At 57.6% G+C, this 11,922-nt stretch carries 13 protein-coding genes; 7 read left to right on the top strand and 6 right to left on the bottom strand.

The genetic code is table 11. The annotated features are described in order from the left end of the window. Nucleotides 1–65: 65 nt before the first annotated feature. Nucleotides 66–1,292 carry an argininosuccinate synthase gene (locus J7382_RS01170; protein WP_058238786.1) on the bottom strand — a complete coding sequence of 409 codons (1,227 nt, stop codon included), beginning with the start codon at nt 1,290–1,292 and terminating at the stop codon, nt 66–68. 120 nt (nt 1,293–1,412) lie between these two features. On the opposite strand from J7382_RS01170, the gene J7382_RS01165 reads away from it, so the two are divergent. The 3 genes from J7382_RS01165 (at nt 1,413) to ilvA (ending at nt 4,314) form a co-directional block, all read left to right on the top strand. Further along, on the top strand, nt 1,413–2,177 hold the full coding sequence (locus J7382_RS01165; protein ID WP_209066545.1) for a hypothetical protein: 765 nt from the start codon (nt 1,413–1,415) through the stop codon (nt 2,175–2,177). 106 nt (nt 2,178–2,283) lie between these two features. Continuing rightward, a complete protein-coding gene (locus J7382_RS01160; protein ID WP_209066544.1) occupies nt 2,284–3,024 on the top strand; it encodes a hypothetical protein in 741 nt (246 codons plus the stop codon). Nucleotides 3,025–3,075: 51 nt separating this feature from the next. Further along, the gene (ilvA, locus tag J7382_RS01155; RefSeq protein ID WP_209066543.1) at nt 3,076–4,314 is read left to right on the top strand and encodes a threonine ammonia-lyase IlvA; all 1,239 of its coding nucleotides are present in this window, start codon (nt 3,076–3,078) and stop codon (nt 4,312–4,314) included. Between the two features lie 94 nt (nt 4,315–4,408). On the opposite strand, the gene J7382_RS01150 is transcribed toward ilvA, so the two are convergent. Then, nucleotides 4,409–4,732 carry an Hpt domain-containing protein gene (locus tag J7382_RS01150; protein WP_058238790.1) on the bottom strand — a complete coding sequence of 108 codons (324 nt, stop codon included), beginning with the start codon at nt 4,730–4,732 and terminating at the stop codon, nt 4,409–4,411. Between the two features lie 145 nt (nt 4,733–4,877). Here J7382_RS01150 and J7382_RS01145 point away from each other — a divergent pair, with 145 nt between their 5' ends. Further along, nucleotides 4,878–6,164: a SpoIIE family protein phosphatase gene (locus tag J7382_RS01145; protein ID WP_209066542.1), complete on the top strand. Its 1,287-nt coding sequence runs from the start codon at nt 4,878–4,880 to the stop codon at nt 6,162–6,164. Between the two features lie 21 nt (nt 6,165–6,185). On the opposite strand, the gene J7382_RS01140 is transcribed toward J7382_RS01145, so the two are convergent. Beyond that, complete coding sequence (locus J7382_RS01140) at nt 6,186–6,623, bottom strand: NUDIX hydrolase (RefSeq protein ID WP_209066541.1); 438 nt, start codon at nt 6,621–6,623, stop codon at nt 6,186–6,188. A 78-nt stretch (nt 6,624–6,701) separates the two neighbouring features. Between J7382_RS01140 and J7382_RS01135 the strand changes: the two genes are divergently transcribed. Genes J7382_RS01135 through J7382_RS01125 form a run of 3 tightly spaced genes read left to right on the top strand, consistent with a single transcriptional unit; the run spans nt 6,702 to nt 9,458 of the window. Beyond that, nucleotides 6,702–7,706 carry an Hsp33 family molecular chaperone HslO gene (locus tag J7382_RS01135; RefSeq protein WP_058238792.1) on the top strand — a complete coding sequence of 335 codons (1,005 nt, stop codon included), beginning with the start codon at nt 6,702–6,704 and terminating at the stop codon, nt 7,704–7,706. Continuing rightward, nucleotides 7,690–8,298, top strand: coding sequence for a CoA pyrophosphatase (locus tag J7382_RS01130; protein WP_209066540.1), 609 nt, complete (start codon nt 7,690–7,692; stop codon nt 8,296–8,298). Before J7382_RS01135 ends, J7382_RS01130 begins: the two co-directional genes overlap by 17 nt. Further along, nucleotides 8,295–9,458 carry a CCA tRNA nucleotidyltransferase gene (locus J7382_RS01125; RefSeq protein ID WP_209066539.1) on the top strand — a complete coding sequence of 388 codons (1,164 nt, stop codon included), beginning with the start codon at nt 8,295–8,297 and terminating at the stop codon, nt 9,456–9,458. The genes J7382_RS01130 and J7382_RS01125 overlap by 4 nt, the downstream gene beginning before the upstream one ends. Here the strand turns inward: J7382_RS01125 and J7382_RS01120 are convergent. From J7382_RS01120 to rfbD, 3 genes are all read right to left on the bottom strand, one after another. Then, the gene (locus tag J7382_RS01120; RefSeq protein ID WP_058238795.1) at nt 9,455–9,991 is read right to left on the bottom strand and encodes an NUDIX hydrolase; all 537 of its coding nucleotides are present in this window, start codon (nt 9,989–9,991) and stop codon (nt 9,455–9,457) included. The genes J7382_RS01125 and J7382_RS01120 overlap by 4 nt on opposite strands. An 88-nt stretch (nt 9,992–10,079) precedes the next feature. Beyond that, nucleotides 10,080–10,955: a glucose-1-phosphate thymidylyltransferase RfbA gene (rfbA, locus tag J7382_RS01115; protein ID WP_209066537.1), complete on the bottom strand. Its 876-nt coding sequence runs from the start codon at nt 10,953–10,955 to the stop codon at nt 10,080–10,082. Next, a complete protein-coding gene (gene rfbD, locus J7382_RS01110) occupies nt 10,952–11,818 on the bottom strand; it encodes a dTDP-4-dehydrorhamnose reductase (protein ID WP_209066536.1) in 867 nt (288 codons plus the stop codon). Before rfbD ends, rfbA begins: the two co-directional genes overlap by 4 nt. Between the last annotated feature and the right edge of the window lie 104 nt (nt 11,819–11,922).

The following is an 11,922-nucleotide window of genomic DNA, read 5'->3' as shown; positions in this document are numbered from 1 at the left end:
GGATAGTCGCCAAAGAAAAAGCCCGCCGAAATAGGCGGGCTTTTCCAAAAGCAAAATGCGTGAGGTCAGCTGTCGGTGCGTTTGTTGCGCATCGCGATCAGCTTCAGACGCAGGGCCTGCAGCTGGATGAAGCCTGCGGCGTCTTTCTGATCATAGGCGCCCGCATCATCTTCAAAGGTCACATGTTCCTCGGAATAGAGCGAATACTCAGACCAGCGGCCCACGGTGGTGGCGCTGCCTTTATAGAGTTTCACGCGCACGGTGCCGGTGACATGCTCTTGGCTCTTGTCGATCGCCGCCTGCAGCATTTCCCGCTCTGGGCTGTACCAGAAACCGTTGTAGATCAGCTCTGCATATTTCGGCATCAGCTCATCTTTCAGGTGCATCGCGCCCCGATCCATGGTGATGGACTCAATGCCACGGTGCGCCTCAAGCAGCACAGTGCCGCCCGGCGTTTCATAGATGCCGCGGGATTTCATGCCCACAAACCGGCCTTCCACGAGGTCCAGACGGCCAATGCCGTGTTTGCCGCCATATTCGTTCAGCTTGGTCAGGATGGTGGCCGGGCTCATCGCCTCGCCATTGATGCTGACCGCGTCACCTTTTTCAAAGCCGATTTCGATGAACTCAGGCTCATTGGGCGCGTCTTCAGGATGCACGGTGCGCTGATAGACGTAATCCGGTGCCGCCACAGCTGGATCTTCCAGCACCTTGCCTTCCGAAGAAGTATGCAACAGGTTCGCATCCACAGAGAAAGGCGCTTCGCCGCGTTTGTCCTTGGCGATCGGGATTTGGTGCTGTTCGGCAAAGTCGATCAGCTTGGTGCGGCTCGACAGATCCCACTCACGCCACGGCGCAATCACCTTGATGTCCGGGTTCAGCGCATAGGCCGCCAGCTCAAAGCGCACCTGATCGTTGCCTTTGCCGGTTGCCCCGTGGGCAACAGCATCGGCACCGGTTGCTTCTGCGATCTCAATCAGACGTTTGGAGATCAGCGGGCGCGCAATCGAGGTGCCCAGCAGATAGAGACCTTCATAGACCGCATTTGCGCGGAACATCGGGAACACAAAGTCGCGCACAAACTCTTCTCGGACATCTTCAATATAGATGTTCTCAGGTTTGATGCCCAGCAGCTCAGCCTTCTTGCGGGCGGGTTCAAGCTCTTCGCCCTGACCCAGATCCGCGGTGAAGGTCACCACCTCACAGCCATATTCGGTTTGCAGCCATTTCAGGATGATCGAGGTATCCAGGCCACCGGAATAGGCCAGCACAACTTTCTTCGGAGCCGACATGTCTTTTCCCTTCGTCCATATAACGCTCGCGCGATAGCGGGTTTTGTCCTCCGGGGCAAGGTGACGGGGGGCCTAGGCTTGCTTTTGTTGGGTGGGGTCTGTCAGAAGAGGGTGAAATTGATGAAAAATACTATCTTTAAGAGGTACTGGATGCAGGGGTGGAAGCTGTTCAAACACGCGCTGAACATGGTTTTGAGAAACTGGTTAGAAGCGCTCAAGATATTTTTGGTCCCCTCGCTTCTTGCTGTTCTTGGCGCAGCCGCGCTAGTGTTTATATTTGGAGTGATACTGAGAGGTGGAACAGGCGCTCAGATTCTGACGCTGTCTCTCATCGCAGCATTGTTTGTGTTTGTTTTGCTGTGGACCGTGGTCGCATGGCATCGATTTGTTGTTTTGGAGGAATATCCAACCGGTTGGATACCGCCACTTCAGTTAAATCCAATGGCTTCTTACCTATGGAATGCGTTCATCATTTCGCTTTTGGCTATGGCGGTGATCGTTTTGGTCGCATTGTTTTTCTTTGTCGCGCAGGCCGCCAATATCGTAACGCTCGTAGCGGTTCTGGCTATTCCACTGTTTATCTTTCTAGGCGTTTTGTGGTTACAGGTTTCTATTGTGCTGCCTGCCGCCGCTGTTGGAAATCCTATAAAAATCTCTCAGGCGTTCGACGCGACAAGAGGGGCCTTTTGGTCGTTCTTGGTCTTGTTGATCCTCATCGGATTGCTCCAAAGCGGAACGGAGATTTTGGTGCAAGGTTTGGAAGGCGGAAGTGAAGTTTTGGCTTTGGTCGTCAGTGTTGTCTTGTCCGCATTCTTGGGCGTGTTGAACATCAGTATCCTCACAACACTCTATGGCCACTACATCGAAGGTCGCTCCCTCGACTGATGTCACAAAATCGCTGTTTTATATGGGCTTAACGGGCTTGTCTTGCGCTACATAAACCTGCCACAAGAGCGATAATTTACAAAACACGCATCCCAAAGAGGTCTTTATGCTGGGTTGGAAACTTTTCAAACATGCGCTGCGCATGATTTTTGGCAACTGGCGCGAAGTTCTGCGCATCTTTCTGGTGCCAACCATAGTCGGCATTCTGGGCATCGTTGCGTTTATCGCAGTCTTTGCAGATCGGCTCGAAGCCTCAGGTCCCGTTGGTTCCGGTATCGGTCTGGCCATCTTTTCCGTGATGATCTTTTACGCGATCGTTGCAACATGGAGCATTGTGGCCTGGCACCGGTTTGTCCTTCTGGAGGAGATACCGCAGGGCTGGATCCCCCCTTTCAACATGGGGCGGATCTTCTCTTACTGGTGGCAAATGCTGAAGATTACGCTTTTGGCTATCGTTGTGGGCTTACCGGTTGGTGTTCTTCTGGTGTCTTTTGTAGAGGCCAGCCTGCTCATTGCCATTCTGATCGGTCTACCGGTCTATTTTCTTCTGATTGTGAGCTACATGCGCCTGTCCATTCTGCTGCCTGCCGCTGCCATCGGCGCACCGATTTCCATTGTGCAGGCCTTTGAGGCGACAAAAGGCTTTGGCGGCAGTTTCCTCCTGCTTCTGCTGTCTTTGATTGGGTTCCAGATCCTGCTTCAGCTTCCCGTCTCTCTGACGACCCTTCTGTTTGCTCCGCTATCTGCGATCTTCTCAGTTGCCGCAGCTGTGTTGGCCACTCTGCTTAATATCAGCGTGCTGACCACCTTGCATGGCCACTTCATCGAAGGCCGCTCTGTCGACTGATCTGGGCAACCGCCCCTTGCCAAAAGCGGCGGCTTGGGCCACTGAGGGCACATGAGCGAATTTCGTAAATGTGCCCGCACTGCCGAAGCCGCCATGCGCAGCGTTTTTCCCGCCACGCCTCTGCAGCTGAATGCCCACCTCTCTGCCCGCTTTGGTGCCGACATCTGGCTCAAGCGCGAAGACCTGACGCCCGTGCGCTCCTACAAGCTACGCGGTGCCTTCAATGCCATGCGCAAATGCCGCGCCACCGATCCAGATCAACGGATTTTTGTCTGCGCCAGCGCCGGCAATCACGCACAGGGCGTGGCCTTTATGTGCAAGCACTTTGATGTGCAGGGGGTGATCTTCATGCCGGTCACCACGCCGCAGCAGAAGATTTTCAAGACACAGGTCTTTGGTGGCGAGAACGTCGAAATCCGCCTTGTTGGAGACTATTTTGACGACACGCTGGCCGCCGCGCAGAGCTATTGTGCCGAGGCAGGAGCTGCCTTCCTGTCCCCCTTTGACGATGAGAATGTGATCGAAGGTCAGGCGTCTGTGGCGGTGGAAATCGAAGCCCAACTGGGCCGCGCGCCTGATCACATCATCCTCCCTGTGGGCGGCGGTGGGCTCTCCTCCGGCATCTACAGTTATTTCGGCGCGACGACGGATTACACTTTGGTGGAACCAGAAGGCGGCATGAGCCTCGCCGCGGCGCTGGATGCCACGCATCCGGTCACGCTGGCCCATGTCGACAGCTTTGTGGATGGCGCTGCGGTGGCGCGCATTGGCGACAAGACCTTCGCTCGCCTTGCGACCATGGACCCTGCGCATGTGCTCGCCGCCCCCGAGGATCGCATCTGTGCCACAATGCTGGAAATGCTGAATGTGGAGGGCATCGTTCTGGAACCCGCAGGCGCGCTGGCGGTTGACGTGCTCACCGATGTGGCGGATCAGATCAGGGGCAAAACCGTGGTCTGCGTGACCTCCGGCGGCAACTTTGATTTTGAACGCCTGCCAGAGGTGAAAGAACGCGCACAGCGCTATTCCGGTGTGAAGAAATACTTCATCCTGCGCATGCCACAGCGCCCCGGCGCGCTGCGCGATTTTCTGGAAACGCTGGGGCCCGAAGATGACATCGCCCGCTTTGAGTATCTCAAGAAATCCGCCCGCAACTTTGGGTCGGTGCTGATTGGGATCGAGACCTCAAAACCTGAGAACTTCGAAGCGCTTTTTGAACGTATCGCCGCTGCGGGGATGACGTTCACCGACATCACCAATGATGAAACGCTCGGGCAGTTTGTTTTGTAGGCCTCTGCCTTCGGGCGATGCTATGCGTATTGCAAAACACCACGCAGGCCCAAGGTCATGCATGGCGACAAAAGATTGGCAGGGGTGAGTGCTGTCAGGCAGCTGCGAGCTTCTGTGCGAACACGTCCTTGCTTTCGGCAAAGGCATCCAGAATCGCATCCACATCGACGGTGTCGGCCTTCCCTGCCGCCGCCGCCGCTTCGCCGGCCTGGCACAATTGCGAAAACGCACGGAATCCGAGGTTGAGCGCACCGCCCTTCAGGAAGTGCAGATCCGCTTCCAGATCCTCCATTTTGGGACCATCGCGCAGGCGATCAATCACTTCTTCTACCTCGTCCAAGAAGAGGTCGACGACTTCCCCGAAGTCTTCAGAGCCAATTTCTTCACGCAGCTCGTCTACTCTATCCCAGTCAATCATGGGTACTTCCTCACTATTCCGCGGCCCACATTGGCAAAAAAGTGTTAACAAATCCTATCTGATAGAATTTGAACTATCTCATTTTTACTTTTGACGGCATGTTAAGTAGCAAGATTGTAGGTATCTGTGTCAATAAGTGAAAACCATGTGTAAAGGCTCCGAAGTTTTGTCTTCCACGTCTGTTCAATCCGCTGAAACTGGCGCCCCTGAAGCCGGGGTGATCAAACGTGTGCTTCTCGTGGATGACAGCCGCGTGCAGCGGCGCATTCTCAGCCTGTCTCTCAAACGCGACGGCTATGATGTGATCGAAGCCGCCTCAGGGCAGGAAGCCTTGGATATCTGTCGCGAAGATCCGCCGGATCTGATCCTGTCTGACTGGATGATGCCCGGCATGTCCGGTCTTGAGTTCTGCCGTGCGTTCCGCGAGTTGAAGACCGAAGCCTATGGCTATTTCATCCTCCTCACGTCCAAGAGTGAAAAGACGGAAGTGGCACAGGGCTTTGATGCCGGTGCCGATGACTTCCTGACCAAGCCGGTCAACGGCTATGAGCTGCGCGCCCGGATTTCCGCCGCCGAGCGTATTCTGCGCATGCAGCGCGAGCTGACCGACAAGAACAAGATGATTTCTGAAACGCTCGATGAGCTTCAGCGTCTGTATGATTCGCTTGATAACGACCTGCTGGCCGCCAAAAAGCTGCAGCAGTCTCTTGTGCCTGAGCGGTTCCGCACTTTCGATCACGCAGCGGTCTCTTTGCTGCTGCAATCTTCCGGCCATGTCGGCGGCGATCTGGTCGGCCATTACAAAATTTCAGAAACCCGGATTGGGCTCTATGCCATCGACGTTTCCGGTCACGGAATCAGCTCTGCTCTGATCACCGCGCGGTTGGCGGGCTATCTGTCCGGCAGCTCTCCGGAAAACAATATTGCCATTCAGGTGCTGCCCGATGGCACCCACACCCACCATCCCCCGGAACAGGTGGTGGCGCGTCTTAATGAAATCATCCTCGATGAGATGGAGACCGAACATTACTTCACCATGCTGCTTGCGGATGTGAATCTGCAAACCGGTGAGGTCATCCTCTGTCAGGCCGGGCACCCGCATCCTGTGGTGCAGCGTGCCGATGGCACCATCGAACAGGACGGTCCGGGCGGTCTTCCGGTGGGGCTTATTCCGGGTGGCGAGTTTGCGCAGTTTACGCTGAAGCTCAATCCCGGTGATCGTCTGTTCCTTCTGTCTGACGGGGTCACCGAATGCCCGGATATGGGCACCGGCATGTTGGGGGAAACCGGCTTGGAAACCCTGCTGAAAGAGCTCTATCAGCATGATCTGGAAAGCACGCTACAGGCCATGGTCTGGAAGCTGGATGAATTTTCCGGTGGCAAAGGGTTCCCAGATGACGTGTCTGGTATCCTTATGGAATACAAAGACTAAATCGTTTTTCTCTGCGTGGACTTAACGTAGGAAACGGGCGGCAAAATGGCGATCTCCGGCATTGCCGAGCTGTGCCACCGCCATCTCAACATCCATCCAGACCGCGTCATGCCCCGGCTCGCTGGGCGGGCCAATGCGCAGCGTTGGTGTGGCCAGATAGATGGCACAGAGCTTTTCTGCCCAAAGGTCATAGTCCGGCATATAGGTGAACCGGCGAAAGGCACCCAGTCGGCGCGGCTTTGAAATCCGGTATCCGGTCTCCTCAAACACCTCCCGCATCAGGGCAACCACCGGGCTTTCCCCCGGATCAATGCCTCCACCGGGCAGTTGGAATTCCGGGGTTGGTGCGGCCTGATGGGTCACCAGCATCTGATCACCGCGCAGCAAAATCGCATAGGCCCCGGCCCGCAGCTTATAGTGCTCGTTTCTCTCCGGTGGCGTGCCGAAACGTGGTATCATATGTGAAACCCCTTTTTGTCGCCCTTGCTGGCCCTATATAGTCGCGGTATGGCAAGGGAAGGCCGATAAGGAAACCCCATGAAAGCTGAAAGCAAAATTGCCTGGGACGACACAGTGCTGCCGTTCCAGCTGGACAAATCTGATATTCGCGGGCGCGTGGCCCGTCTTGATGGCGTGCTCTCCGGCGTGCTCAAACAGCATGCCTACCCGGAAAAGGTCGAGGCACTGGTCGCAGAAATGGCCCTTCTGACCGCGCTGATCGGGCAAACCATCAGCCTGCGCTGGAAGCTGTCGCTGCAGGTGCAGACCAACGGGCCGGTGCGCATGATCGCCACCGATTACTATGCGCCGCAGAATGAGGGTGAGATCGCCCGCATCCGCGCCTATGCAAGCTTTGACGAAGAGCGCCTGACTGAGGGCACCCCCTTTGAGCAGCTTGGCAATGGCTATTTTGCGCTGCTGATCGACCAAGGGGATGGCATGAAACCCTATCAGGGCATCTCCGGCCTTGTGGGCGGGTCGCTTCAGGCCTCCGCTGAGGCTTATTTTGCGCAATCTGAACAGCTGGCGACGCGCTTTTCGCTGAAGTTTGGCAAGTCGATTGAGCCCGGCGTTGGTGAACATTGGCGCGCCGGCGGCATCATGTTGCAACATATGCCCAAGGCCAGCCCTGAGATCTCTGGGGAAGGGGGCAGCGGCGAAAGCGGCTATCTTCTGGCCAAAGATGTGGTCAATGAAGATGACGCAGAGAACTGGAATCGCGCCAACATCCTGCTCGACACGGTCGAAGATCTGGAAATGATCGGGCCCTCCGTGCCGCCTACCGATCTTCTGGTGCGCCTGTTCCACGAGGAAGAGCCGCGTGTCTATGATGCGCAGTCGGTGAAATTTGGTTGCACCTGCTCAGAGGAACGTGTGCGCCAGTCGCTCTCGATCTACTCGGCGCGCGACATTGAGAAAATGACCACGCCAGAGGGCCGCGTCACCGCTGACTGTCAGTTCTGTGGTGCCCATTACGATATGGATCCAACCACGGTTGGCATGCCGCCCAAAGATCGCAGCTCAGATGCCGCAGGCGTCTGATCCGCGTCACCTCCTTAAGGCCGCGCTGTCACGCGACAGCGCGGCCTCTTCTGATTTTGATCTCAATCCTGATGTTGTTCTGCCCAAAGGTCGCAAGCTGCGCCCCGCTGGCGTGCTTGTGCCAATAGAGATCAAAGCGGGCACCCCGCAGGTGATCCTCACGAAACGCGCCAGCCATCTCAAACACCATCCGGGTCAGATCGCCTTTCCCGGTGGCAAACAGGATGAGGCGGATGCAGATGTCATCGCCGCCGCTCTGCGTGAGGCGCGCGAAGAGATTGGTCTGCCCTCCGAAAACGTCGAAGTGCTCGGCACTCTGCCCACCCATGAAACGGTCACCAGTTTCCTTGTGACGCCGGTTTTAGGCCTTGTTAGAGACACATTTGACGTGATCCCGGAACCCGGTGAGGTCGAAGAGGTCTTTTCTGTCCCGCTGTCTCATGTGACCGATCCGGTGCGGTTTTCCTTGCAATCTCGCCGCTGGCAGGGACAACGACGCCACTACTATACGGTGCCCTTTGGCCCCTATTACATCTGGGGGGCCACCGCGCGCATTCTGCGCGGCCTCGCAGAACGGGTGGCAGGTCAATGAAAGTTTCCGGTGATTGGCTGACTGCGGCTCCAACTCAGGCGGTTTGCGCCATGTTAGAGACACATGGGCATCAGGCGCTTCTGGTGGGCGGTTGCGTGCGCAACGCGCTTTTGCACGTGCCGGTCAATGACATCGACATCTCCACCGATGCGCGCCCGGAACGGGTGATGGAACTTGCCAAAGCCGCCGGGCTCAACGCCATTCCCACCGGCATTGAACATGGCACTGTCACCGTCGTGGCCAAGGACATTCCGCATGAGATCACCACTTTCCGCCGCGATGTAGAAACCGATGGCCGCCGCGCTGTGGTGGCTTTCTCCGATCATGTCGAAGATGACGCCCACCGCCGTGATTTCACCATGAACGCGCTTTATGCCCGTTCTGACGGCACAGTGGTGGATCCGCTCGGCGGGTTGTCTGATCTTAAGGCGCGCCGCCTGCGCTTTATTGATAACGCCGAAGACCGCATCCGCGAAGACTACCTGCGCATTCTGCGCTACTTCCGTTTTCATGCCTATTATGGCGACCCCGCTGAGGGCATGGATCCTGAGGCGCTGGCGGCGATTGCCGCCAATACCGACGGTCTGGCGTCCCTGTCCAAAGAGCGGGTGGGCAGCGAAATGATGAAGCTTCTGGGCGCGCCCGATCCGGCCCCCGCCGTTGCCGCAATGCGCAGCACCGGTGTCTTGGGAAACCTTCTGCCCGGTGCCCATGATCGCGCGCTTGCGCCTCTGGTGCATTTGGAAAGCAGTATTGGCCTGCTCCCCGATCCCATCCGCCGTCTGACCGCACTGGGCGGTGCGGACCTGTCCGAAGCCCTGCGCCTGTCCAAGAAAGCCGCCCGTCAGCGCGACCTGCTGCACGCAGGCGTGGAAAGCACCGACACCCCCGGCGTGCTTGGCTACAGACACGGCCATGACACCGCAGTGTCCATTCTGTTGCTGCGGGCCGCCATGCTGGAACTGCCCCTGATGCCAGACGCGCTCATTGCGGCGCAACAGGGCAGCGCAGCCAGCTTTCCGATCCGTCCGGCCGATCTGATGGACCGTTTTCAGGGGGCCGCACTGGGTAAGGCGCTCAAGGCGCTTGAGGCCCAATGGATTGCTTCAGAGTTCACCCTAAGCAAAGCCGAGCTTCTGGCGGCAAGTGACCACCTTTAACTGTTGTGGATCTTCCACAGGCCCCAGGCCGCCACATGGTGCATCACACCAAAATCCCCAGCTTTGATCGCCGCGTCGATCTCCTGCGGCGTCAGTGTTTCATAGGCAAAGTCTTCCAGATCGCCGGGATCAGGCCGCGCCGCCCGGCGACAGCCCTGCGCCACATAATAATGCCCCTGACAGACCCGCGCATTGCCGTGATCCACATATGATCCCAGATGCCGCATCTGCGCAGGCGCAAGCCCGGTCTCCTCCAGCAATTCCCGCGTCGCGGCTGGCCCCGGTTCCTCGCCCGGATCCACATGTCCGGCAGGAAATCCCAGAACCTCACGCCGTGGCCCATGTTTGTACTGGCGGATCACCTCGACACGGCCATCTTCCAGAAACGGGATCACCAAAGCAAAATCCATCAGATGCACCTGATAGAAATCATCCACGATCTGGCCCGGGCGCACCTCCACCTGTTGCTGTTCAATCTCCAGAAACGGCGGACGTTTCATCAACTGCTGGGAGGACAGGATTTTCCAAGTCATCTAAAGGCATCTCTCAAATATCATGGCGCAAAATCTCACGCGCCTCAGGTTTCAGATGCCGCCTGACACACCGTTCTGTCAATGGCGCTCACGGCTCGAGCAGGGCGTGCAGATAGGCACCATAGTTGTTTTTGCCAAAAGCTTCCGCACGGGCGCGCAATTGCGCATCACTGATCCAGCCCTGTGCCCAGGCGATCTCTTCCGGGCAGCCCACCTGCTGCCCCTGACGCTCTGACAGGGTGCGCACAAAATTCCCCGCATCCAGAAGCGAAGCATGGGTGCCCGTGTCCAGCCAGGCATAGCCGCGCCCCATCTGCTCCACATGCAGCGCGCCGTCTTTCAGATACATTTCCAAGAGCGCGGTGATTTCCAGCTCGCCGCGCGCACTGGGGGTGACCTGCCGCGCGCGTTCTGGCGCGGTGCCATCCAGAAAATAAAGCCCGGTCACCGCATAAGGCGAGGGCGCTTTGCTGGGCTTTTCAACAATATGGCGCACGCTGCCGTCTTCGGCAAAATCCACCACCCCATAGCGTTCCGGATCGGCCACGCGATAGCCAAACACCGTGCCGCCCTCCGTGCGGGCATCCGCCGTGGCCAGCTGTTTGGGCAACCCATGCCCAAAGAAGATATTGTCCCCCAGAACCATGGCGCTTGGCGCCCCGTTCAGAAACTCTTCGGCCAGAAGATAGGCCTGCGCCAACCCATCGGGGCTGGGCTGTTCAATATAGGTCAGCGACAGCCCCCATTGGCTGCCATCCCCCAAGGTGCGCTGAAACTGATCCTGATCCTGCGGCGTGGTGATCACCGCAATATCGCGAATACCGGCCAACATTAAAACGCTCAGCGGGTAATAAATCATCGGCTTGTCATAGATCGGCACAAGCTGTTTGGAGACGCCAATGGTGATCGGATACAGCCGCGTGCCCGTGCCGCCGGCCAGAATAATGCCTTTACGTGCGCTCATGTCATCTCTTTCAACAATAGTGGGATCACACGATCCAATTCTGCCCCCCAATCTGGAGGCGTAATCTTAAAATCTGTCTCTATCTTGGCACAATCCAGCCGGGAATTCAGCGGGCGTTTTGCCGGTGTGGGATACTCTGTCGAAGGGATCTCCGTCACCGTGACCGGGCGCGCAGCTTTGGCGAAAATCTCGCGGGCAAACCCGGCCCAGCTCACGCTTGGGGCTCCTGCATAGTGATAGGTGCCGCGCAGCGCAGGCGTGCCACACATCTGCGTTGCCATCGTGATCAGCGCAGCGGCAATATCGCTTGCGGCGGTTGGCCCACCCACCTGATCCCCCACGATGGTGAGCGCGTCCCGCGTTTGTGAAAGGCGCAGCATGGTCTTCACAAAATTTGCGCCGGTTTCGGAAAACACCCAGGAGGTGCGCAGGATCGCATGCTGCCCACCCGCCTTGCATACGGCCTCTTCACCGGCCAGCTTGCTGCGCCCATAGGCATTGATCGGCCCGGTCTGTGCCGTTTCCTGCCACGGGCTGTGCCCCGTTCCGTCAAAAACATAATCGGATGAGATATGCAGAAACGGGATCCCTTTTTGCGCCGCGGCCTCTGCCATCTCCCCCGGCGCGCGCCCATTGATCTGCATCGCCAGCGCCAGCTCATGTTCCGCCTGATCCACGGCGGTATAGGCGGCGGCGTTGATCACCGCATCCGCATCACTCTGTGCAATCCGCGCGGCGCAGGCGCCGGGCTGTGCCAGATCCGCCTGCGCACGGGGCAGGGGTTCAATGGTGAGACTGCCTGAGGCGCGCGCGCGCAATGCCTGTGCCACCTGTCCGCTGTGACCGAAGACCAGTAGTTTCATGCGCCTCACCTTTTGTGTTTTCAAGACAGTAGCGCCTTGTCGCAAGAGTGCAATCTGCGCCGCGCGCCATCCCAAGACCTCGCAGAAAGTGTTTATTTTGCCTT

Source organism: Shimia sp. R11_0 (genome assembly GCF_017744035.1).
Lineage (GTDB): Bacteria > Pseudomonadota > Alphaproteobacteria > Rhodobacterales > Rhodobacteraceae > Shimia > Shimia marina.
This window is presented reverse-complemented; position numbering and strand designations above follow the sequence as displayed.